Below are 21,804 nucleotides of genomic sequence, written 5' to 3'. Positions count from 1 at the left end.
CTGGCGTTGATTTTTGGCACGCTGTTGAGTTCTCAAGGAACGGACGCTTCCTTTGTACTCACCCTCTCGGGCTTTCCTCCGGGCTTCCCTTCGGTATTTCGTGTTTCCAGCCTAGCAGATCCGATTTTCCGTTTCTGCCACCCGCTGGAGCGGGTTCGCTGGGCAGGAATTCACTTTCGTGCTTTCCGTTCCCGGCGGGGTTGAACATTACCAGGCTTTCTCGGTCCCCCTGACCACATCCCTGCGAGCATGCAGAGGTGTAGACCACTGGGGTTAGGATCTGGCTTGATAGGTGCTGCCGACCCGCGACTCAAGGCCGCGTTGGGGTCAGGCAGGAGTACGACAGTACATCCCACCGTCAGCTGAGGCAAATCGTTTCCGGTAGTCCCTAGCTCCGCCCAACTGGTACGTCTCGTGCGGAACTGGGACTTCTTATGACATACGCTTCTGAACAGTACGCCGTCCAGGACAGGTAGTGACGGCGCCACACAATCTCCGCCCCTGGGAGGCTTCCCATGACAACCGTGACGTCGCCGCTTGCCGGACGCGCCATCGGTCTCGCCGCAGTTCCCGACCCGGTCTTCTCCGGTGCGATGGTCGGGCCCGGCACCGCCATCGATCCCGTACGTGAGCGATCGGAGGCCGTCTCCCCCATCGACGGGGTCATCGTCTCCATGCACCCGCACGCCTTCGTCGTCGTCGACAGCGAGGGCCACGGTGTGCTGACCCACCTCGGCATCGACACCGTCCAGCTCAACGGGGAGGGCTTCGAGCTCCTCGTGAGCAAGGGCGACACCGTCCAGCGCGGACAGGCCGTCGTGCGCTGGGACCCCGCCGCGGTCGAGGCCGCCGGCAAGTCCCCCATCTGTCCCATCGTGGCCCTCGAGGCCACTGCGGACTCGCTCTCCCACGTCGTCGAGGACGGCGATGTGAAGGCCGGCGACCAGCTCTTCGGCTGGAGCTGAGCCGGATCGTCCCCGGGACGACCGCGAGTTCGACATTCAACGCGGTGGCGGGTGCCGCCGCTCTATCGGAGACGGGTGAGATGGAGACAACGCTGCGAGGCGTCGGCGTCAGCCACGGTGTGGCGATCGGCGAGGTCCGGCACATGGGCACGGCGGTTCTCGAACCGCCGGCCAAGCAGATTCCGGCGGACGAGGCGGAGCGCGAACAGGGGCGCGCCCGTCAGGCCGTCGAGGCTGTCGCCGCCGACCTCAATGCGCGCGGCAACCTGGCCGGCGGCGAGGCCCAGCACGTGCTCGAGGCCCAGGCGATGATCGCCCAGGACCCGGAGCTCATCGCGGATGTGGACCGCCGTATCGCCGTGGGCAGCACGGCCGAGCGCGGTATCTACGACGCCTTCTCGCACTATCGCGAGCTGCTCGCCGGTGCCGGTGAGTACATGGCCGGCCGGGTCGCCGACCTCGACGACGTGCGGAACCGGATCGTGGCGCGCCTCCTGGGTGTGCCGATGCCGGGTGTGCCGGACAGTGACGAGCCCTATGTGCTGATCGCGCGGGATCTGGCGCCCGCCGACACGGCGCTGCTCGACCCCACGCTGGTGCTCGGGTTCGTGACCGAGGAGGGCGGGCCGACCAGTCACAGCGCGATTCTCGCGCGGGCGCTGGGTGTGCCGGCCATCGTCGCGCTGCCGGGCGCGGGTGAGCTCGCCGAGGGCACGATGATCGCGGTCGACGGTTCGACCGGTGAGATCTTCGTGGATCCGAGCGAGGAGAAGAAGGCGGAGCTGACCAAGGCGGCCGCCGCGCGCAAGGCCGCGCTGGCGACGTCCAGCGGTCCGGGCGCCACCTCGGACGGGCACAAGGTGCCGCTGCTCGCCAACGTCGGTGGTCCGGCGGACGTGCCGGCGGCGGTGGAGGCCGGTGCCGAGGGTGTCGGTCTGTTCCGTACGGAGTTCCTCTTCCTGGACGACAGCGAGAAGGCTCCGTCCGAGGAGAAGCAGGTCGAGGCCTACCGCAAGGTGCTGGAGGCGTTCCCCGAGGGCCGTGTGGTCGTGCGGGTGCTCGACGCCGGTGCGGACAAGCCGCTGGACTTCCTGACTCCGGCGGACGAGCCGAACCCGGCGCTCGGTGTGCGGGGTCTGCGGTCGCTCCTGGAGCACCCGGAGGTGCTGCGGACCCAGTTGACCGCGCTGGCGAAGGCGGTCGAGGGACTGCCGGTGTACCTCGAGGTCATGGCGCCGATGGTGGCCGACCGTACGGACGCGAAGGCCTTCGCCGACGCGTGCCGTGAGGCGGGGCTGCGGGCGAAGTTCGGTGCGATGGTCGAGATTCCCTCGGCCGCGCTGCGGGCGCGCTCGATCCTCCAGGAGGTCGAGTTCCTCTCGCTGGGCACCAACGACCTGGCGCAGTACACCTTCGCGGCCGACCGCCAGGTCGGTGCGGTGTCGCGGCTCCAGGACCCGTGGCAGCCGGCGCTGCTCGACCTGGTCGCGCTGTCCGCCGAGGCGGCGAAGGCCGAGGGCAAGAGCTGTGGTGTCTGTGGCGAGGCCGCCGCCGACCCGCTGCTCGCCTGTGTGCTGACGGGTCTGGGCGTCACCTCCCTTTCCATGGGTGCTGCCTCGATTCCGTATGTGCGGGCGACGCTGGCGAAGTACACGCTGGCGCAGTGCGAGCGTGCGGCTGCCGCGGCACGTGCCGCGGACACGGCGCACGAGGCGCGCGTGGCCGCGCAGGCGGTGCTGTCCGGGGAGTGATTCCCGGGGGTGCTTGACGAAGGGGCTTTCCGTCACCGAGGTGGCGGGGAGCCCCTTCGGCGTGTGCGGGGTCAGTGGTGGGTGGTCCAGTCGTCGTCGGGGTCGGGGGTGAGGGGGAAGCCGGCGCGGTGGTCGACGCCCGGTTCCGGGGAGAGGGGTTCTCCGGTGCGGGCGTCGGTGCAGTAGGCGGCGAAGACCTCGGCCTCGGTGAGGGGGGTGAGGGTGCCGCCGGTGAGTCGCCAGCCGTGGAGCCGGTCGCGGGCGCCGGGACGGGTGGTGCGCAGGACGAGTCCACCGGGTGCTCCGAGGGCGATTCCCGCGGCGAGGACGGCGGTGAACTCGGCGGCCGCGACGTCCTCGACGTCCGTGGGTGAGGTGGTGCCGTCGGCGTGGAGGACGGCGACGAGCTGGTCGTCGGCGGCCGGGACGCTGCAGACGAGGTGGTGGGTGCCGGGGCCGGCGGCCTCCAGGAGTCGGGCGAGGAGCCGGGCGGCGCGCTCGAAGGCGGCCCTGCCGATGTCCTTGCCGCAGGTGGCGCAGTCGCCCGCGGTGGCGAGGACGGTGGTGGCGTACTCCCACGTGGCGTGGCGGACGGCGGTGTCGACCAGCTCGGGGAGGAGGGTGCTGAGGGGCTGCCCGGTGTAGGTGACCTGGGCGCCGGTGGCGGCGAGGTGGGCGGTGAAGCGGCTGCGGCTGGTGGGGTGGTCGGGGTCGAGGGCGGTTTCGGCGCAGTAGGCCGCGTACTCCTCGGGGTCGAAGAGGGTGACGGTGGTGTGGCCGCCCTGCGTGGCGAGGGTCCTGAGGAGGGCCTCGACCTGGCGGAGGTAGGTGGTGTGGTCGTCGAAGACGAAGGTGCGGTACTGGCGCATGACCGTGAAGTCGTGCTCGTCGGCGAGGAGGCCGACGGTGCTGGGGACTTCGCGGCGCAGGGCGCGGCGGAGGTTCGCTGGGGTGGTGCCGGTCCGTGTCATGTCTCCCCCTGGAATGCGGTCCGATCAGTGCTCACTCACCGTAACCTTCGCCACTGACAGTGACGGCTCGGGGAGGCGTCGGCGGACGAGGCGGTTCTGGGCGGCGCTGGTGGCGACGAGCGCGGCGCCGAGGAAGGGCCAGGCCAGGGGGCCTGCGGAGACGAGGCCGGTCATGAGGAGCGGGCCGACGAAGCGCTGGGTGGACTGGGCGAGGCCGTGGACGCCGAGGTACGCGCCCTGTGCGTCGTCGGGGGCGAGGGCGACGGAGATCTCCCAGGACGCGATGGTGTGGATCATCTCGGCGAAGGTGAGGACGACGGCCGCGGTGATCAGGGCGGCGATGGAGAGGGTCCGGCCGCCGAGGGCGGAGACGGTCAGGGCGAGCGTACCGACGGTGAAGAGGACCGCGAGGGGCCTGAGCAGGCGGCGGGCGGCTTCGGTGGAGGAGCCGAAGCGTGAGAGCGGGACCTGGAAGATCACGACGAGGGCGCTGTTGACGACCATCAGGAGCGGGGCGAGGCCGACGGGGGCGTCGGTGGCGTGGACGATCCAGAGGGGCAGGGCGACCTGGAGGATCGAGTCGTGGAGGAAGAAGACCGAGTCCGCGGCCGTGAAGCCGAGGAAGCCCCGGTCGCGCCAGGGGTTGGACGGCTTGGCCGTGGGCGGGGCGTCGGTGGAGGCGGCGGCGATCCGGGAGGTGGCGGGGGCCGGGGGTTCGGCGCAGCGGAGGGTGAGCGCCGCCATCACGAGGTAGGAGAGGGCGTCTCCGACGAGGAGGAGGTGGAAGGCGGTGGTGCTGCCGACGGCGAGGGCTGCCGCGGCGCCGAGGCCGCCCAGGGTCCAGCCGATGTTGGAGGTGGTGCGGTTGATGGCCTGGTAGCGGATGCGGTCGGGGCCGGCGACCCGGGCGGCGTAGAGCTTGGTGAGGACGTTGGTGGCGCGGTCGGGGAGGGCGCCGGCGGCCGAGAAGAGGACGAGCAGCAGGTAGTCGTCGGTGGTGAGGAGGGCCAGGAGGGCCGCGGCGCGGAGCAGTTGGGTGCAGATGATGACGCGGACGAGGGGGAAGCGGTCGGCGAGCCGTCCGCCGAGGGGGGCGCCGGCGATGCCGGCGGCGCCGGAGACGGCGATGAGGAGGCCGACCTGGCCGAGGTCGAGGCCGGTGACGAACGTGAAGTAGAGGGCCATGGCCGTGGACCAGAGTCCGGTGCCGCACTTGTCGATGAAGCCGATGACGAGCATGCGGCGGCCGTCCCGGCCGCCGGGGATGCGGTCCTTGAGGGCTGTTCGGGCGGGATGGGTGGTGTGGGTGGAGCGGCTCAACGGGTCCCCCTTGCCAACTGCTTTGTATTGATACATACTTGATTACGTGGCAGCACAATATTCGATCGATGGCACAACGGCCAAGGGGATTGCCGCGTCCGTGGAGCGGGGTGTCACCGAGGGCGGCCTCTCCCCCGGTGACGCCCTGCCGCCCGTGCGGAGGCTCGCCGACGAGCTGGGGGTGAGTCCGGGGACGGTCGCGACGGCCTACAAGGAGCTGCGGCAGCGCGGCCTGATCGTCACGCGGGGCCGGGGCGGGACGGTCGTCGCGGAGGTGCCGTCGGTGGCCTCCCGCCGTCCACCGCGGGTCCCCCAGGGCCTGGTGGACCTGGCGGGCGGCCATCCCGACCCGGCCTTCCTCCCCGTACTGCGTCCTCCGTCGTCGGTCACTCCGGTGTACGGGTCCCATCGCGCCGCCCCGCGGCTCGCGGCGCTCGAGGAGGTGACCCGGCAGTGGTTCGCGCGGGACGGGGTGCCGACCCGGCACGTGACCTTCGCGCACGGGGCGCTCGACTGCGTCGCACGGCTGCTGTCGACCGAGCTGCGGCCCGGTGACGCGGTCGCCGTGGAGGATCCGGGCTTCCACCATCTGCTCGACCTGGTGCCCGCGTTGGGGCTGCGGATGGTCCCCGTGGCCGTGGACGGTGAGGGGCTCGTACCGGAGTCGCTGCGTGCGGCGCTGCGGGGCGGGGTGCGCGCGGTGGTGTGCAGTCCGCGGGGACAGTGCCCGACCGGGGCGTTCCTCACCCGGTCGCGACGGGACGAACTGGTCGCGGTGCTCCGGGACTTCCCCGAGGTGCTCGTCGTGGAGGACGACCACAACGCGGACATCGGCGGCGCCGCGGCGCACACCCTGGCGGCGGCCGGGCTCGAACGGTGGGCGCAGGTGCGGACCGTGTCGAAGCACCTCGGGATCGATCTGCGCTGGGCCGGGGTGGCGTGCGACGCGATCACGCTCGCGCGGCACGACGGACGGATGCTGATGACCTCGGGATGGGTCAGCCACGTCCTCCAGGAGACGGTGGTCGGCCTCTTCCGCGACAGCGCGGTACGCGCGCTCGTGGCCGAGGGGGAAGCGGCGTACACGGAGCGGCGCGCGGCACTGGTCGACGCGCTCGGGGCGTACCGGATCCGGGCGGTCGGCGCGAGCGGGCTGAACGTGTGGGTGCCGGTGCGGGACGAGTCCGCGGTGGTCAACGGGCTGCGGACGCAGGGCTGGTGGGTCGCCGCGGGAGCGCGGTTCCGGATCGCGACCCCGTCGGCCGTACGGATCACCACGTCGACGCTCGCGCCCGAGGACGCCCCGCGCCTGGCGGCGGACTTCGCGGAGGTCCTGGGGGACACGCAGGCGACGTACGGCGGTTGACGCCGTCCGAGGATCGCGCGAGCCGACGGCAGGGGGCGGGTGCCCCCACGTCCTGGTCGGGGCCGGTACGCGGTGTGGCGCGGGTCACGGGAACCCGGACGAACCCGCGTCCAGTGCTTTGTGTGGAATCACCTATGAGAGATCGTTTCCGCGCCGGGGATCCCTCCGCGCTCGGTGAGGCGTACGACGAGCACGCACGCGTGCTGTACCACTACGCCTTCCGGGTGTGCGGGGACCGGGCGGCGGCCGAGGATGTCGTCTCCGCCGCGTTCCTCGAGGCCTGGCGCTGTCGCGGGAAGGTGCACGCCGAGGGCGGCAGTCTGCGCCCCTGGCTGCTCGGCATCGCGACCAACATCATGCGCGGGTCCGCCCGCGAGGCACGGCGGCGGGACGCGGCGCTGGCCCGGATGCCCGAGCGGGGCGTCCTGCCGGACTTCGCCGACGACGTCCTCGCCCGGATGACCGACGGGGAGCAGATACGGGCCGCCCGCGCCGCCCTCGGCAAGCTCCGGAGGCGTGAGCGGGAGGTCTTCACGCTCGTCGTGTGGGCCGGGCTCGACTACGCGGCCGCCGGGGAGGCGTTGGGAGTCCCGGTCGGTACGGTCCGGTCCCGGTTGTCGCGGGCGCGTGAACGACTCCGGAAGCTCGCCGACGCCGAACTGCGGACGGCGCGCCGGAAGGAGCGGGCGGCGGCTGCCGCGGTGCGGTCGGCCGGCGGAGTGCCGGGGCGGGCCACCGGGCCCACCGCCGGCCCCCGTCCCCGTACGGGCGCCACCGCCTCTGCCTCTGTCTCTGCCTCGGTGGCGATGCGCCCGGCCGCCGGCTCCCCCGGTGCCGTGGGCAGAGCCACCGCGCCCGATGCCGTGAGCCGTGCCGATGCGGCGCCGTCCACCGTCCGTCCCGCCCTCGTGCCCCGATCGATCCCGGAGAACCAGGCATGAACGCCTTCGCCCCTCGTACCCAGCATCACCGCAAGGCCGACGCGCACGCCGACGCCCTGCTGCGGGCCGAGCTCGCCGAACTGCTGCCCCCACCGCCGGTGCCCGAGCCGGCGCCGGAGCGGGATCGCGAGCTGCGGCACGCCGTCCTGCGGACCGCCCTCGCCTCGGGTGACGGCGCCGTGGCCCACCCGCCTCGAGTGCGCCGGTCGCGCGGCGGGCTGCGGCTCGGCTGGATCGCCGCGCCCGTCGCCGCCTGCGCGGTCGTGGCCGGTGCCGTCGTGCTCGCGCCCCCAGAGGGACCCGCAGGGTCTCCGGGCCGCGTCTCGGCCGGGCAGCCCGCGGCCCCGGAGGCCGTGCGCTTCCTGTCCGGTGCCGCGCTGGTCGCCGCGGCCGCCCCCGTGCCGGACGCCCGGCCCGGCGGGTACGTCTACGTCAGGAGCCTGGTCGCCCACGCGGGGCGCGACGCGGCCGGCGGTCCTGCCACCCTGCCGCCCGCGCACCGGCGCGAGGTGTGGCTCTCCGTCGACGGCAGCCGCCCGGGGCTGTTGCGCGAGCCCGGTGCCGCCGACACGGAACTCGGGTCCGAACTGCCCGTGTACGAGCTGGACGGTCCCGGGGCCACCCCCAGGAAGACCACGCTCACGGCGGCGGAGCCCTCCGTCACGAACCCGACCCACACGTACGTGGCGGCCCTCCCCACGGATCCGGACGCGCTGCTGCGCCTCGTCCAGGACCAGACGCGTGAGGGCGAGGGCGACGCCGATCAGCGGGCGTTCACCGCGATCGGGACCCTGCTCGCCGAGACCTGGGCCCCGCCGAAGGTCACCGCCGCCCTGTACGGGGCGGCGGCGCGGATCCCCGGGGTGACCCTCCTGCCGTCCGCGAAGGACGCGGCCGGCCGTGAGGGCGTGGCCGTGGCCCGTACCGCCCACGGCGAGCAGACGCAGTGGATCTTCGACCGGTCGACGTCGGCGTTCCTCGGGGAGCGCACCGTCCTCACCGAGACCTCCTCGGCGGGCAAGGCCGGGACGGTCCTCGGGGTCTCGGCGGTGCTCGCCAAGGCGTCCGCCCCGGCGCCCGGCGTGCTGCCGAAGGGCTGAACCGAGGGCGTGGGCCGAGCTGAGCCGAAGGGCTGACCGGACAACGGCAGGGCCCGCCGATCCGACCGGATCGGCGGGCCCCGCCGTGCGCTCAGCGGCGGCGGTCGGCCGCCAGGGTCTCGTAGAAGTGCAGGAGCCCGAGGTCGTCGACCGAGCCGGCGTTGACGGCCTTGGCCAGGGGGGTGCCCTGGAGGAGGCGCTTGACCGGGACCTCGATGCGCTTGCCCGTGAGGGTGTGCGGGACTCCCGGGACCTCGATGATCTCGTCGGGGACGTGGCGCGGGGAGAGTTCGGTGCGGATCGTCCGCTTGATGCGGGCGACCAGCTCGTCGTCGAGGGTGGCGCCCTCGACGAGATGGACGAAGAGCGGCATCCAGTAGCCGCCGTCCGGCTCCTCCAGACCGATCACGAGGGATTCGCGGATCTCCGGGAGGCGTTCGACAGCCTCGTAGATATCGGCGCTCCCCATCCGGACGCCCTGGCGGTTCAGGGTGGAGTCGGAGCGGCCGTGGATGACGACCGAGCCGTGGTCGGTGATCGTGATCCAGTCCCCGTGGCGCCAGACGCCCGGGAACATCTCGAAGTAGCTGTCGCGGTAGCGGCTCCCGTCCGGGTCGTTCCAGAAGTGGATCGGCATGGACGGCATGGGGTTGGTGACGACGAGCTCGCCGACCTCGCCGATCACGGGTTTGCCGGAGGGGTCCCAGGCCTGCAGGTCGGTGCCGAGGCCGGCCGCCTGCAGCTCGCCGATGTGGACCGGGAGGGTGGGGACGGCGCCCGCGAAGCAGGAGCACACGTCGGTGCCACCACTGACGGAGGCGATCCACAGGTCCTCGCGGACCTCGTCGTGGAGCCAGCGGAAGCCGTCGGGCGGCAGCGGGGAGCCGGTGGTGGCGACGCACTTCACCGCCGAGAGGTCGAAGTCACGGCCGGGGTGCACGTCCGCCTTCGCGCAGGCCATCACGTACGCGGCGGAGGTGCCGTACAGGGTGGCGCCGGTGCGCTCGGCGACGCGCCACTGGGCGGCGGTGTCCGGGTAGCCGGGGCTGCCGTCGTACAGGACGACGGTCGTGCCGGTGAGCAGGCCGGAGACGAGGAAGTTCCACATCATCCAGCCGGTGGAGGTGTACCAGAAGAACACGTCCTCGGGGCCCAGGTCGCAGTGCAGGCCCAGCTGCTTGACGTGCTCGACGAGGATGCCGCCCTGGGACTGGACGATCGCCTTCGGCAGGCCGGTGGTGCCGGAGGAGTACAGGACCCACAGCGGGTGCGAGAACGGGACCTGCTCGTAGACCGGCTCGGCATCGCCGGCGACGAGGTCGGCCCAGGCGAGGGTGCCCTCGGGGGCCGGGGTGCCGAGCAGCGGGATGTGGACGACGGCGCGGAGGGTCGGGAGCTCGGCGCGCAGTTCGGCGACGGTGTCGCGGCGGTCGTGCTCCTTGCCGCCGTAGCGGTAGCCGTCGACGGTGAAGAGGACGACGGGCTCGACCTGCTGGAAGCGGTCGAGGACGCTGCGGGCACCGAAGTCGGGGGCGCAGGAGGTCCACACGCCGCCGACCGCGGCGGTGGCGAGGAGGGCCACGACGGACTGCGGGACGTTGGGCAGGTAGCCGCTGACCCGGTCGCCCGGCCGGACGCCGAGGGCACGGAGTTCGGCGGCGAGGGAGCCGACCTGGCGGCGGAGCTCGGCCCAGGTGATCGGTGTGGGCTCATGTGTTTCGTCCACATGGAGCAGGGCCGTCTCGTGGGGGCGCTCGTCGGCGGCGCGCAGGGCGTGCTCGGCGTAGTTGAGGGTGGCCCCGGGGAACCAGTCGGCGCCGGGCATCGAGCGGTCGCCGAGAACGCGCTCGTACGGGGTGGAGAAGCGGATGTCGAACCACTCGACGACCGCCTGCCAGAAGGCTTCGAGCTCGTCGACGGACCAGCGGTGGAGCGCCGGGTATCCGCCCTCGGCCGGAGCGCCGTGGTGTTCGGCGGCCCACGTCTGGAAGCGGGTCACGGCGGCCGTGGCGATGCGTTCCTCGTCCGGCTGCCAGAGCGGCTCGGTCTGCGCTGATGTCATTGGGGCGGCTCCCTGGCTGTACGCGGGGTCGGCGTGTGTCCCGCGCACGTGCTGGGGTGTGCGCGTGACGCGGCTGACAGGACGATGCCATGTGATCGTCTTTCGCACCAGGTCTGCCCGCCCATGGTCGGGGAGTTGAATATGTGCTCCCACCACGGGTGAACGCCAGTTGAACGGAGCCTGTTCCACCCTGGGTGGATGGCAGGCTGAGCTGCATGGACGGTCGTGAACTGGTGCGTTCGATGAAGGTGTTCGGCTCGGTGCGGGGATTGCGGACGGTGCGGGCGGCGTGGCGGCAACGTCGTACGGACGCGTGGGGGTTGCCGCCGAGGGGTGCGGAGCGGGCCCGGGTACCGGGGTCGGCGACGGGTGCGGACGCCGCGCCCGGTGGGGGGACCATCCGGTTCGCGCGCTCCTCACTGCGGATCTGCGTGTCGTCGGGCGGCACCGTGTTCTGGGGGTGGGACGGGGCCGAGCCGCTTCCCTCGTACGCCCTGGCCGGTGAGGCGCCCGATCCGGATCTGCGGGCCTCCCTGGAGCCGGACACGGACGGCGGCTGGCGGATCGTGTCGGAGCGGGTGACGGTGGCGGTGTCCCGGCACGGGGCGGTCGAGATCCGGACGCCGGGCGGGGTGATGCTGCGCCGGGACCTGCCGCCGCGCTGGTGGGAGCCGGTGGCGCAGGCCGTTCCCTCGGGTGCGAAGCCGGCTCCCGGTGTCCGGTCGGCCGCCGGCACGGCTTCGTCCGGTGGTTCGGCGCGCTGGGTGCAGCGCAGTGAGGTGCCGGCGGACGCGCGGTTCTTCGGGCTCGGCGGCCGGTCGGCGGGGCCGCGGCTGCGGGACGGCTCGTACCGCCTCTGGAACACCGACCCCGGGGGGAGGTTCGGCCCAGGGGACGATCCGCTCTACCTCACCATGCCCGTGCAGTTCGTCGTCTCGGACGCGGGGACGCATCTGGCCTTCCACGACAACTCCTGGGACGGCCGGGTCACCCTCGCCGAGGGCGAGGAGGGCGCGGGGTCCGGGCACGACCGGCCGGGGACCAGCGAGGTCCGGATGGGCGGCGGTCCGCTGCGCTGCTGGGTGGTGGTCGGCACCCCCGCGCGCGTGCTCCACGGCTGGGCGGCGCTCACCGGCGCTCCGGCGCTGCCGCCTGACTGGGCGCTCGGACCGCAGCACGCGCGCTGGGGGTTCGGCAGCGAGCGCGAGGTGCGGCGGATCGTGGCCGGATACCGGGATCGGGGGCTGCCGCTGTCCGCCGTCCACCTGGACATCGACCACTACGACGGGCACCGCGTGTTCACCGTCGACCGGGAGCGTTTCCCCGACCTGCCGGGGCTCGCGAAGGAGCTGCGGGAGCAGGGCGTGCGGCTCGTGTCGATCGTGGACCCGGCGGTGAAGGCCGAACCGGGGAACGCGGTCTACGACAGCGGGCGGGCGGCCGGGGCCTTCGTGCGGGACGCGCGGGGCAACGAGGTCCACGGGGTGGTGTGGCCGGGCGAGTGCGCCTACCCGGACTTCACCGATCCGGCGGTACGGGAGTGGTGGGGCGAGCTGTACGAGGAGCGGCTCGGTCAGGGCTTCGCCGGGGTGTGGCACGACATGAACGAGCCGGTGTCCTTCGCGCCGTTCGGCGACACGACGCTGCCGCGCTCGGCACGGCACGATCTGGACGGCCGGGGCGGTGACCACCGCGAGGCGCACAACGTGTACGGCCTCACGATGGCGCGGGCCGGCTACGAGGGGCTGCGCCGGCTGCGCCCCGACGAGCGGCCCTTCCTCTTCTCGCGTTCCGGCTGGGCCGGGATGCAGCGGTACGGGGGCACCTGGTCGGGCGATGTGTCGACCGGGTGGCCGGGGCTTCGGGCCTCACTCGCCCTGGTCCTGGGACTCGGGCTGTGCGGGGTGCCGTACTCGGGCCCGGACGTGGGCGGTTTCGACGGCAGTCCGACGCCGGAGCTGTTCCTGCGCTGGTACCAGCTGGGGGCGTGGCTGCCGCTGTTCCGCACCCACGCGGCGATCGACGCGGGGCGGCGCGAACCGTGGGAGTTCGGTCCGGAGGTCCTGGAGCACGCGCGCGAGGCACTGGCCGAACGGGAGCGGCTCCGTCCGTACTTCACGACCCTGGCGCGGCTCGCCCGGATGACGGGCGCGCCGTACGTACGCCCGCTGTGGTGGGGGACGCCCGAGGACCGGGTGCTGCGCGACTGCGAGGACGCGTTCCTGCTCGGCGACGCGCTGCTCGTGGCGCCGGTCCTGACCCGGGGCGCCGACCGGCGGGCGGTGCGGCTGCCGCGCGGTCGCTGGTACGACACGGCGACGGGGCAGGCGTACGAGGGCCCCGGGCAGGTGCTGCTCGACGCGCCGCTCTCCCGGGTGCCGGTCCTGGCGCGGGCGGGGGCGGTGCTCGCGGTGCGGGGCGACGACGGCGGCCTGGCCCTGGAGGTGTGGGCGCCCGCCGCCGGGCGGACGGGCGGCGGGCTCGTCGTACGGGACACCGGGGACGGCTGGGAGACGGCCGAGATCGAGCGGTACCAGTCGCGGCTCGTGGACGGCCGGGTGGTCGTGGAGCGGGTGACGGACGACGGGGTGGAGGCGGCGGGGCTGCCGGTGCGGGTGCGGGGGGTGTGACGGGGGCGGCGGGGTCAGGGGCTCCGGAGTGCGGAGCCCCGCCCCCTCGCCGTCGTGCTCCCGGTCAGCCGTACTCCCCCGCGAACCACTTCCGTACCGCCTCCGTGTGGAGCGGGAAGGCGAGTTCCTCGGGTGCGTGGAGCACGTGGTGGCCGCTCGTCTCGTCCGTCGGGGCCGAGGGCGGGAGCGCGGCCGCCGGGCGGGGCGGGAGGAGGCCGAAGAGGAGGAGGTGGCCGGCCGGGGAGCTGAGCGCGTCGGCGAGGCGCACCTCCTCGGCGGAGGCCTCGATCCCGGTCTCCTCCCGGAGTTCGCGGGCCACCGCGGCGCGCCAGTCCTCGCCGTGGTCGATGAAGCCGCCGGGCAGGGCGACCTCGCCGCGCGCGGGTTCGATGGTGCGGGTGATGACGACGAGGCCCGTGTCCGTTCCGTCCGTGACGGGCAGCAGGGCGACGGCGACGGGCAGCGGGTTGCGGTAGGCGGTCTGGCCGCAGGCCGGGCAGGTGCGGGGCCAGCCGGCGTCGGCCGGGTGGGCGGCGCCGCAGAACGTGCAGTGGGAGTCCTTCACGGGCCGACCGTATGCGATCACCCTTTCCCGGCGCTGCCGGAACTGATAGACGGTGCGCATGACAGGACTTGCTTCCGCCCTCCATACCCTCGCCGTCACGGCCGCGGCCGGACTGCTCGCCGTCGCGGGCGCCGTCGCCGCGCCCGCTCCCCCGGCGTCCGCCGCGCCGGAGCCGAAGGCGCCACGGGAGTTCGTGGCGCTCGCCTCGGTGGACCGGACGATCATTCAGGAGATGCGCTACACGACGGAGCACAACTTCGTGGGCGAGCCGGTGGACGGGTACCGGCAGCCGCTGTGCATCCTGACCCGGCCGGCCGCCGAGGCCCTGCACCGCGCGCAGGTGCGTCTCCTCGCCCGCGGCTACACGCTCAAGGTGTACGACTGCTACCGGCCGCAGCGGGCCGTCGACCACTTCGTGCGCTGGGCGAAGGACCTGACGGACGAGCGGATGAAGGGGGAGTTCTATCCGCTCGTCGACAAGTCGCGGCTGTTCGCGGACGGTTACATCGCGGAGAAGTCCGGGCACAGCAGGGGCTCGACCGTGGACCTGACGATCGTCCGGCTGCCGGCCCTGCCCACGCGCGCGTACGTGCCGGGCGAGAGGTTGACGGAGTGCTACGCACCGCGCGCGGAGCGGTTCCCGGACAACTCCGTGGACATGGGGACCGGGTACGACTGCTTCGACACGCTCTCGCACACCGACGATCCCCGGATCCAGGGCGCGCAGCGGGCCCATCGGCAGCTGCTGAAGAGCACCCTCGTCGGGCAGGGCTTCGTGAACCTGCCGGAGGAGTGGTGGCACTTCACCTTCAAGCCGGAGCCGTTCCCGAGCACGTTCTTCGACTTCCCGGTGGCGCGGAGGTCGGTGGCCGGTCACTGAGCCTTTCGCCCGCGGGGCTCCCGTGCCACACTCCTGACGGTTCGTCAGTTCAGGGTGGGGCGACGGCAGGCACGGGAGGCCTCGATGGCACGGACACGCACACCGGTGGTGGCCGGGTGGTTCACCGACGACACCGTGCCGGAGGCGGAGTTCCGGCTGCTCGGGACCCGTTGCACGGCCTGCGCCTCGGTCTTCTTCCCGCGCGCGGACGACGGCTGCCGCAATCCGGTCTGCCCCGGGGGCGGGGAGCTCGCCGAGTTCCCGCTCTCCCCGCGCGGCCGGGTCTGGTCGTACACCGACGGGCGGTACCGGCCGCCCGCCCCGTACGTCTCCGATCCGGACGCGCCCTGGGAGCCGTACACCCTCGTCGCCGTCGAGCTGGCGGCCGAGGCGATGGTGGTCCTCGGGCAGGCCGCGCCGGGGGTGACGACGGCCGATCTGGCGGTCGGGACGGAGGTCGAGGTCGTGCCCGGGGTCCTCGACGAGGACGACGAGCACATCTGGACCACCTGGAACTGGCGGCCCGTCGGACAGGAGGAGCGGTCGTGAACGAGATCGCCGTCATCGGGGCGGGAATGCACCCCTGGGGCAAGTGGGGCCGCAGTTTCATCAGTTACGGGACGGCCGCCGCCCGAGCCGCGATCGCCGACGCCGGACTGGACTGGACGGACGTCGGCTCCGTCGTCGGAGCGAACACCATGCGGTGCGGATACCCGGGGTACGTCGCCGGGGCCACGTTCGCGCAGGCCCTCGGGTGGCAGGGGGCCCGGGTCACCAGCGTCTACGCGGCCTGCGCCTCGGGCGCCCAGGCGATCGGGACCGCACGGGCCCAGATCCTCGCCGGACTCGCGGACGTGGTCCTGGTCGTCGGCGCGGACGCGACGCCCAAGGGCTTCCTCGCCCCGGCCGGGGGCGAGCGTCCCGACGACCCGGACTGGGTGCGGTTCCGGGTGCTCGGGGCCACCAACCCCGCGTACTTCGCGCTCTACGCACGCCGCAGGATGGCCCTGTACGGGGACACGCCCGAGGACTTCGCCCAGGTGAAGGTGAAGAACGCGGCGGCCGGCGCGCTCAACCCGCTCGCCCGCTACCGCGCGCGCGTGAGCGCCGAGCAGGTCGCCGCCTCGGCCGTCGTCGCCGATCCGCTGCGGCTCCTCGACATCTGCGCCACCTCGGACGGGGGCGCCGCGCTCGTGCTGTCCAGCATGGAGTTCGCGCGCGCCCACGGGCACCCCGACCCGGTGCGGGTCCGGGCCGTGTCGACGGTGTCCCCCACGTACCCCAAGGCGGTGCTCGACCTCCCGGACATCGCGACCGACTCGGCCGTGGCCCTCGCGCCGGCCGCGCACTCCTTCCGCGCCTCGATCGCGCGCGCCGCCTACGAGGAGGCGGGGATCGGGCCCGAGGACCTGTCCCTCGCGGAGGTCTACGACCTGTCCACCGCTCTGGAACTGGAGTGGTACGAGGACATCGGGCTCTGCGCGCCCGGCGAGGGCGCCAAGCTGCTGCGGGACGGGGCGACCGCGCTCGGCGGACGCCTGCCCGTCAACACCAGCGGCGGACTGGCCTCGTTCGGGGAGGCCGTGCCCGCCCAGGCGATCGCCCAGGTCTGCGAGCTGACCTGGCAGCTGCGGGGTACGGCGGGCGACCGGCAGGTGCCGGGGGCACGGGTCGGCATCACCGCGAACCAGGGGCTGTTCGGGCACGGGTCGGCGGTGGTGGCGGTGCGCTGAGGATGCTCCGGAGGGAGGGACCTCGGGAGGAGGGGACCTCGGATGACGGCACCGCGGGTGGAGGGACCTCCGAAGGGCACCCCGGCTGGAGGGGCCTCGGAAGGCACGCCGAGTGGAGGGACCCCGGCGGCGGGCCGCCGAGGCCACCTCAGGAGGTCACCTCAGGACGCCATCTCAGGGGGCCGCCGTCGCGTGGCTCCGGTCCGCGAGGACGAGCGCGTGCTCGACGACGGCGACGAGGACGTTCTTCACGGACTCGCGGTCCCGGGCGTCGCACATGAGGAGCTCGACCTCCGGGTCCAGGTCCAGCGCCCCTCGCACGCTCTCCGCGGGGAACCGTCGCGCGCCCTCGAAGCAGTTGACGGCCACCGTGAACGGGATCCCGCGCCGCTCGAAGTAGTCGATGGCCGCGAAGCTGTCCTCCAGGCGGCGGGTGTCCGCGAGGACGACCGCGCCGAGCGCGCCCTGCGCCAGCTCGTCCCAGAGGAACCAGAAGCGGTCCTGGCCGGGGGTGCCGAACAGGTACAGGACGAGATCCTCGCGCAGCGTGATCCGGCCGAAGTCCATGGCGACCGTGGTGGTCGTCTTGGTCTCGACGCCGTGCAGGTCGTCGACGGGCCGCCCCGCCTCGCTGAGGACCTCCTCGGTCCGCAGGGGCCGGATCTCGCTGACCGCGCCCACCAGCGTCGTCTTGCCGACCCCGAACCCGCCCGCGACGAGGATCTTCAGGGTTACCGGCTCGACGTACGGCGTCTTGCGGCTAGAGCGCCCGAAGGCCATTGATCACCTCGCGGAGAATGCTCACGTCCGGCAGCTCGGCCGGCGGAACGGGGCGGGTCACATGGACGAGTTCGTCCTCGACGAGGTCGCCGACGAGCACCCGGACCACCCCGACGGGGAGGTCGAGTCCTGCGGCGAGCTCGGCGATCGACTGGGGCTGCTCGGAGCAGCGTTCGACGATCTCCACGTGCTCGGGGGAGAGCGTCTGGTCCCGGCCGGGGTCGTCGGCGGCGGGTTCGGGCACGACCACCGCGATCAGGTCGAGCCGGTGGCGGGTGGCGGCGCTCGTCCGGCCGCGGGTCATCGCGTACGGACGGACCACCGGCCCGGCCTCGTCGTCGAACCAGTGGTGGTGGGCCGGGGTGGGGCTCTGGTCCGACTCCGTGTGCCGGTTCGCCCGGTTCAGCTGGTTCCGCTCGGCTGCGTCACTCATGCCGTCCCCACTCACCCTCCCGCGGGCAGACCGGTCCGGGGCGCCGTCGCGAGGTGGACCCCGACCCGCTTCACCATCAGCGTCATCTCGTAGGCGACCTGGCCGACGTCGGAGTCCGCGTCGGCGAGCACGGCCAGGCAGCTGCCGTCACCGGCGGCCGTGACGAAGAGGAAGGCGTCCTCCAGCTCGACGACCGTCTGGCGGACCTTGCCCGCCTCGAAGTGACGGCCGACGCCCTTGGCGAGGCTGTGGAAGCCGGAGGCCACCGCGGCCAGGTGCTCACCGTCCTCCCGGGTCAGGTCCTGGGACGCGCCGGTGGGGAGGCCGTCGCTGGAGAGCACCAGGGCCTTCCGGATGGACGCGACGCGCTGCACGAGCTCGTCGAGGAGCCAGTTCAGCTCGCCGTTTCCGTGGCCGGCGGTGGTGCTGGATGCTGCGGCGTTCGGTGCGGTCATCGACCGTCCCCCTCGGGTGTCGTTCCAGGTGCTGTCGGTTCGTCAGGGTCGGCGTTGTGCTGTCGCCCGCGCTGCCAGCCGCGCTGCATGGCGGCCATGCGCGCGCGTACCTCCTCGGCGTCGCGCTCGAAGGAGTCGGCGTCCGCGGGCGCGGCGCCGCCGCTCGTACGGGCATCGGCGCGTCCGCCCGTACCGCGCTCGGCCGGGCCGTCGGTCGCCCGCAGCTGGGGCGCGAGGCTGGCCTGACGGACGCGGCGGGGCAGTCCGCCGAACGGCTCGGGGCTCGCCGGCGGCCGCACGGGACCCTCGGGCGGTACGGGGACGAGGGTGGGGCCGGTGCCTCGCGGGGTCAGGGGCAGACCGTGCTGCCGGCCGGTGCCGCGCGGGGGTACGGGCTGGTCGCCGGACCGGCCGGTGCCGCTCGGGGTCGCCGGCCGCTCGTGCGGCCCGGTGCCGTAGGCGTGGTGGTCAGCGGCGCCGGGGCCGTCCGTCACCCGGCCGAAGCCTTCGGTCACCCGGCCGGGGGCGGGGTGCGCCCGGCCGTTGAGCGGCTGGTCCAGGTCGGGGAGCGCGTGGGTCCGGTCGGGGAGCGCGTGGGTCGTGCGGTCGGGCCCGTCCGCTCCCCCGTTCCGGTCCGGTCCTTCGACGCCATGGGCCCGGTCGGGTCCGTCGGTGCCTCGGTCGCGGTCCGGCTCGTCGAGGCGGCGGCCGTGGTCCACGACGAGGGTCGGGGTGCGGCGGCGCGGCAGCGGTACGGGGCCGAGGACGCCCGTGTCGGCGGGCTTCTCCTCCTCGCCGTGGCCGTTCGTCCGGTCCGTGGCCTGCTGGTGCTGCTCGCCCGCCGGCGCGAGTCCGGCGCGGCGCCGGCCACGGGGCCGGAAGAGCCCGCCGCGCTCGCTCTCGGTGTCGAGGAGGTCCGCCGCGCCGTCGAGGAGCACGTCGAACTCCTCGCTGCCGAGCGGCCCCTCCAGCTCGACGGGGCCGTCGAGCGGGCCGGTCGCCTCGGTCACGTCCGGGACCCTGGCGAGGGCCGGGCGGCGGCTGGGCAGGACGTCGTCGTCGGTCCCGCCGTCGGCCGGGCCGGTGCGCTCCAGGGTCTTGCGATCCAGGCGGAAGCCGGCGCCCTGGGTCTCGGGCGCGTCGGTGAGGAGCGCGGCCGGGATGAAGACGACCGCGGTGGTCCCGCCGTACGGGGAGGTCTGGAGCGAGACACGGACGTTCTGGCGCTGGGCGAGCCGGCTGACCACGAAGAGGCCGAGCCGGTCGGTGTCCGAGAGCTCGAACTCGGGGGTCTCGGCGAGCCGGAGGTTGGCGTCGAGCAGGGCGTCGGGGTTCATGCCGAGGCCGCGGTCGTGGATCTCCAGGGTGAAGCCGTTGGCGACCCGCTCGCCGAGCACCTGGACGGCGGTGTGCGGGGGCGAGAACACCGTGGCGTTCTCGAGGAGTTCGGCGATGAGGTGGGTGAGGTCCGCGACGGCGGGGCCGCCCACGCCGAGGCGCGGGAGTCGGCGGACCTCGATGCGCTCGTAGTCCTCGACCTCGGCGACGGCGGCGCGGACCACGTCCATGAGCTGGACGGGCTTGCGCCACTGCCGGGAGGGCGCGGCGCCGGAGAGGATGACGAGGCCCTCGGCGTGCCGTCGCATGCGGGTGGTGAGGTGGTCGAGCCGGAAGAGGTCGGCGAGCTCGTCGGTGTCCTCGGTGCGCCGTTCCATGGTGTCGAGGAGGGTGAGCTGGCGGTGGAGGAGGACCTGGTTGCGGCGGGCGAGGTTGACGAACACCTCGGAGACGCCGCGCCGCAGCTCGGACTGTTTGACGGCGGCTTCGACGGCGGCGCGCTGGAGGGTGTTGAGGGCCTGGCCGACCTGGCCGACCTCGTCCTGTCCGTATCCCAGGTGGGGGACCTCGGTGCCGACGTCGACCTGTTCGCCCGCGGCGAGCCGCCGCATCACGCTGGGCAGGCGTACGCCGGAGACCTCCTGGGCCTCCTTCTGGAGGCGGCGCAGGTCGCGGACGAGGTCGCGGCCGATGCGGACGGAGATGACGATCGAGGCGAGCAGGGCGAGGAAGCCGAGGACTCCGGCGACGCCGGCCTTGAGGAGGACGCTGTACGCGGCGGGCTGGACGCGGTCCTGGTAGCGGTCGCCGGCCGCGGTGTTCTCCCTGGCCAGGTCGTCGAGGACGGGGCTGGCGTTGTCCTGCCAGTAGGCGGCGGTGACGGCGCGCGGGGCGTCGGTGGGGCCCTGTTCGATGATCGCGTTCTCGGCGGTGCGCAGCGGCTGGCTGTCGGGGCTGCGCCAGTACTTCTCGAAGCGGTCGCGCTCGGCGGTGGGCAGGAGTTCGAGGTTGACCTCGTAGAACTGCTCGCGGTTGGCGACGAGGTCGGATATCTCGCGGATCTCCCGGGCGGTGACCCGGTCCGCGACGAGCGCGGAGAGGACGAGCGCGTCCTCGCGGGAGAGCAGCTCACGCGCGCGGGTGATGCCGACGAGGGCGCGGCCCTGCTTGTCCATCTCCACGTTCTCGAGGGCGTGGAGGGTGATGAGGAAGCTGTAGCAGGGGTCGACGAGCCGGTTGTAGAACTCGAGGGCCGGCATCCGGCCGATGTCGCGCTTCTCCACGGAGCGGCGCAGCGAGGCGATGCCTTCGAGCGCCTGGAGGAGTGAGGTGAGCCGCTGGGCGGTGACGGGCCGCATCTCCTCGCGTACGCCGGGGTCGGCGGCGTTGGCGCGGATGCGGGCGATCTGGCGGTCGGTCGCCCGGCGAGTCTCGTTGAGGGAACCGAGGGCGTCGGAGCCCCGGGGGTCGGCGAGGTAGATGAGGGACTGGCGCCGTTCGAGCTGGATGACCCGGGCGGTGTCCTCGAGGGGGTAGCCGACCTTGTCGACGATGTAGCCGACGTCGAGGAGTTGGTCGGCCTCGCGTCCGGTGAGGGCCGTGGCGAAACCCCACAGGCCCGTCAGGGAGACGAGCGGTACGAGGAGCAACGCCACGATCTTCCGGCGGATGGACTTCCCGCGAAAGCGCATGGCCTCCCCCAGCTCGACCTCCGTGACCCCGGAGGTCCTTCACGTTCGTGACGTCCGGCGTCAACACGCGGCGTCAACCTTGAGATTCAACAAACGGCGGCGTGAGCCTACTACTGCATCACGGCCATCCCGAAGGCATGTCCGGGCTGTTTTCAGCCTGCCGAGTGAGCCTTGATCATGAGATGTCCTGGTATTCGGGGAGTTGGCATTGGTCAATGTGGCGTAGGACACCTGACGATGCGCCATTTCTCCGGCCTGCGGAGATGGCTGGAATTATTCGTTCCGGTCCCATCCCGCTCACGTTCATCCCAGGTCGGGCGAAACCTTTTCCCTCGCTCGTGCGTCAATAAGTACGGGGCGGGTTCTGTCCGTGTATAGGCGCTCAACACGGGCAACCGTTCCTGAAGACGGTCAGTGGTGGGGAGTGACGGGACAATGGAACACGAGGCGCGGTCGGCGCGGCAGTTGTGGGTGGAGGACGACCGGGCGCGACGGCGGATGCCGGATCCGGTGCGCACCGCCGCCGTACGGGCCGTGATGATCACATCGGTGACCCTCGTCCAGGGGGTCGTGGCGTTCTTCAGCTCCGTGACGGGTTCATGGCTGGCGTTCCCGGTGACCGTCGGCGCGGTGGTCTCCACCGTCGTGGCCACCTGGAGCGTGCTCGACATCTGGATCACCCGTCAGGTGTGGCGTCAGCGCAACGGTGTGGTGTCGGAGCCGAGCAGCACGGCGCGACCGCCGCTCCGCGCGAAGCGCGAGGAGAGCCGGGCGGAGACGGCGTCGCTGTCCGAGGCGGCCTGACCCGGGCGGAACGAGACCG

19 protein-coding genes are annotated in these 21,804 nt (G+C 73.1%); 11 read left to right on the top strand and 8 right to left on the bottom strand.

Annotation, left to right across the window (positions count from 1 at the left end; translation table 11 throughout):
- From ACIP8Z_RS28460 to ptsP, 3 genes are all read left to right on the top strand, one after another.
- On the top strand, positions 1-204 hold a 204-nt coding region (locus ACIP8Z_RS28460; RefSeq protein ID WP_401799422.1), incomplete at its 5' end, for a hypothetical protein.
- Between the two features lie 311 nt (positions 205-515).
- On the top strand, positions 516-965 hold the full coding sequence (locus ACIP8Z_RS28455; protein ID WP_402088282.1) for a PTS glucose transporter subunit IIA: 450 nt from the start codon (positions 516-518) through the stop codon (positions 963-965).
- Between the two features lie 80 nt (positions 966-1,045).
- Positions 1,046-2,716 carry a phosphoenolpyruvate--protein phosphotransferase gene (gene ptsP, locus ACIP8Z_RS28450; protein ID WP_383870922.1) on the top strand — a complete coding sequence of 557 codons (1,671 nt, stop codon included), beginning with the start codon at positions 1,046-1,048 and terminating at the stop codon, positions 2,714-2,716.
- 71 nt (positions 2,717-2,787) lie between these two features.
- Here the strand turns inward: ptsP and ACIP8Z_RS28445 are convergent, their stop codons facing one another.
- Together ACIP8Z_RS28445 and ACIP8Z_RS28440 are read right to left on the bottom strand one after the other, a co-directional pair.
- A complete protein-coding gene (locus ACIP8Z_RS28445) occupies positions 2,788-3,687 on the bottom strand; it encodes a hypothetical protein (RefSeq protein WP_402088280.1) in 900 nt (299 codons plus the stop codon).
- A gap of 24 nt (positions 3,688-3,711) precedes the next feature.
- Positions 3,712-5,007 carry an MFS transporter gene (locus tag ACIP8Z_RS28440; RefSeq protein WP_402088278.1) on the bottom strand — a complete coding sequence of 432 codons (1,296 nt, stop codon included), beginning with the start codon at positions 5,005-5,007 and terminating at the stop codon, positions 3,712-3,714.
- A gap of 46 nt (positions 5,008-5,053) precedes the next feature.
- On the opposite strand from ACIP8Z_RS28440, the gene ACIP8Z_RS28435 reads away from it, so the two are divergent.
- The 3 genes from ACIP8Z_RS28435 to ACIP8Z_RS28425 all read left to right on the top strand — a co-directional run bounded on the left by ACIP8Z_RS28435 (position 5,054) and on the right by ACIP8Z_RS28425 (position 8,414).
- Complete coding sequence (locus ACIP8Z_RS28435; RefSeq protein WP_402088276.1) at positions 5,054-6,373, top strand: aminotransferase class I/II-fold pyridoxal phosphate-dependent enzyme; 1,320 nt, start codon at positions 5,054-5,056, stop codon at positions 6,371-6,373.
- Positions 6,374-6,507: 134 nt separating this feature from the next.
- The gene (locus ACIP8Z_RS28430) at positions 6,508-7,314 is read left to right on the top strand and encodes an RNA polymerase sigma factor (protein WP_402088274.1); all 807 of its coding nucleotides are present in this window, start codon (positions 6,508-6,510) and stop codon (positions 7,312-7,314) included.
- Positions 7,311-8,414: a CU044_5270 family protein gene (locus ACIP8Z_RS28425; RefSeq protein WP_402088272.1), complete on the top strand. Its 1,104-nt coding sequence runs from the start codon at positions 7,311-7,313 to the stop codon at positions 8,412-8,414. Before ACIP8Z_RS28430 ends, ACIP8Z_RS28425 begins: the two co-directional genes overlap by 4 nt.
- Before the next feature lie 91 nt (positions 8,415-8,505).
- On the opposite strand, the gene ACIP8Z_RS28420 is transcribed toward ACIP8Z_RS28425, so the two are convergent.
- A complete protein-coding gene (locus ACIP8Z_RS28420) occupies positions 8,506-10,476 on the bottom strand; it encodes an acetoacetate--CoA ligase (RefSeq protein ID WP_402088269.1) in 1,971 nt (656 codons plus the stop codon).
- Between the two features lie 215 nt (positions 10,477-10,691).
- On the opposite strand from ACIP8Z_RS28420, the gene ACIP8Z_RS28415 reads away from it, so the two are divergent.
- Positions 10,692-13,106 carry a TIM-barrel domain-containing protein gene (locus ACIP8Z_RS28415; protein WP_402088266.1) on the top strand — a complete coding sequence of 805 codons (2,415 nt, stop codon included), beginning with the start codon at positions 10,692-10,694 and terminating at the stop codon, positions 13,104-13,106.
- Positions 13,107-13,170: 64 nt separating this feature from the next.
- Here the strand turns inward: ACIP8Z_RS28415 and ACIP8Z_RS28410 are convergent, their stop codons facing one another.
- Entirely contained in the window at positions 13,171-13,731 is a 561-nt protein-coding gene (locus ACIP8Z_RS28410; protein ID WP_402088264.1) for an NUDIX domain-containing protein, read from the bottom strand.
- On the opposite strand from ACIP8Z_RS28410, the gene ACIP8Z_RS28405 reads away from it, so the two are divergent.
- The 3 genes from ACIP8Z_RS28405 to ACIP8Z_RS28395 all read left to right on the top strand — a co-directional run bounded on the left by ACIP8Z_RS28405 (position 13,730) and on the right by ACIP8Z_RS28395 (position 16,284).
- Positions 13,730-14,551: a M15 family metallopeptidase gene (locus ACIP8Z_RS28405; RefSeq protein ID WP_402088262.1), complete on the top strand. Its 822-nt coding sequence runs from the start codon at positions 13,730-13,732 to the stop codon at positions 14,549-14,551. The genes ACIP8Z_RS28410 and ACIP8Z_RS28405 overlap by 2 nt on opposite strands.
- A gap of 84 nt (positions 14,552-14,635) precedes the next feature.
- Positions 14,636-15,100, top strand: coding sequence for a Zn-ribbon domain-containing OB-fold protein (locus ACIP8Z_RS28400; protein ID WP_402088259.1), 465 nt, complete (start codon positions 14,636-14,638; stop codon positions 15,098-15,100).
- Positions 15,097-16,284, top strand: a complete 1,188-nt coding sequence (locus tag ACIP8Z_RS28395; RefSeq protein WP_402088257.1) for a lipid-transfer protein — start codon at positions 15,097-15,099, stop codon at positions 16,282-16,284. The genes ACIP8Z_RS28400 and ACIP8Z_RS28395 overlap by 4 nt, the downstream gene beginning before the upstream one ends.
- Positions 16,285-16,458: 174 nt before the next feature.
- Here the strand turns inward: ACIP8Z_RS28395 and ACIP8Z_RS28390 are convergent, their stop codons facing one another.
- From ACIP8Z_RS28390 to ACIP8Z_RS28375, 4 genes are read right to left on the bottom strand one after another with little or no spacing between them, the layout of a single operon-like run.
- The gene (locus ACIP8Z_RS28390) at positions 16,459-17,064 is read right to left on the bottom strand and encodes an ATP/GTP-binding protein (protein ID WP_355969578.1); all 606 of its coding nucleotides are present in this window, start codon (positions 17,062-17,064) and stop codon (positions 16,459-16,461) included.
- Complete coding sequence (locus ACIP8Z_RS28385; protein ID WP_254047395.1) at positions 17,045-17,497, bottom strand: DUF742 domain-containing protein; 453 nt, start codon at positions 17,495-17,497, stop codon at positions 17,045-17,047. The genes ACIP8Z_RS28390 and ACIP8Z_RS28385 overlap by 20 nt, the downstream gene beginning before the upstream one ends.
- An 11-nt stretch (positions 17,498-17,508) precedes the next feature.
- Positions 17,509-17,952: a roadblock/LC7 domain-containing protein gene (locus tag ACIP8Z_RS28380; protein WP_229315576.1), complete on the bottom strand. Its 444-nt coding sequence runs from the start codon at positions 17,950-17,952 to the stop codon at positions 17,509-17,511.
- Positions 17,949-20,981: a nitrate- and nitrite sensing domain-containing protein gene (locus ACIP8Z_RS28375; RefSeq protein ID WP_402088255.1), complete on the bottom strand. Its 3,033-nt coding sequence runs from the start codon at positions 20,979-20,981 to the stop codon at positions 17,949-17,951. The genes ACIP8Z_RS28380 and ACIP8Z_RS28375 overlap by 4 nt, the downstream gene beginning before the upstream one ends.
- Positions 20,982-21,416: 435 nt before the next feature.
- Here ACIP8Z_RS28375 and ACIP8Z_RS28370 point away from each other — a divergent pair, with 435 nt between their 5' ends.
- A complete protein-coding gene (locus ACIP8Z_RS28370) occupies positions 21,417-21,785 on the top strand; it encodes a hypothetical protein (protein WP_402088254.1) in 369 nt (122 codons plus the stop codon).
- The last annotated feature ends 19 nt before the right edge of the window (positions 21,786-21,804 follow it).

The organism is Streptomyces sp. NPDC088553 (genome assembly GCF_044752965.1).
GTDB lineage: Bacteria > Actinomycetota > Actinomycetes > Streptomycetales > Streptomycetaceae > Streptomyces.
This window is presented reverse-complemented; position numbering and strand designations above follow the sequence as displayed.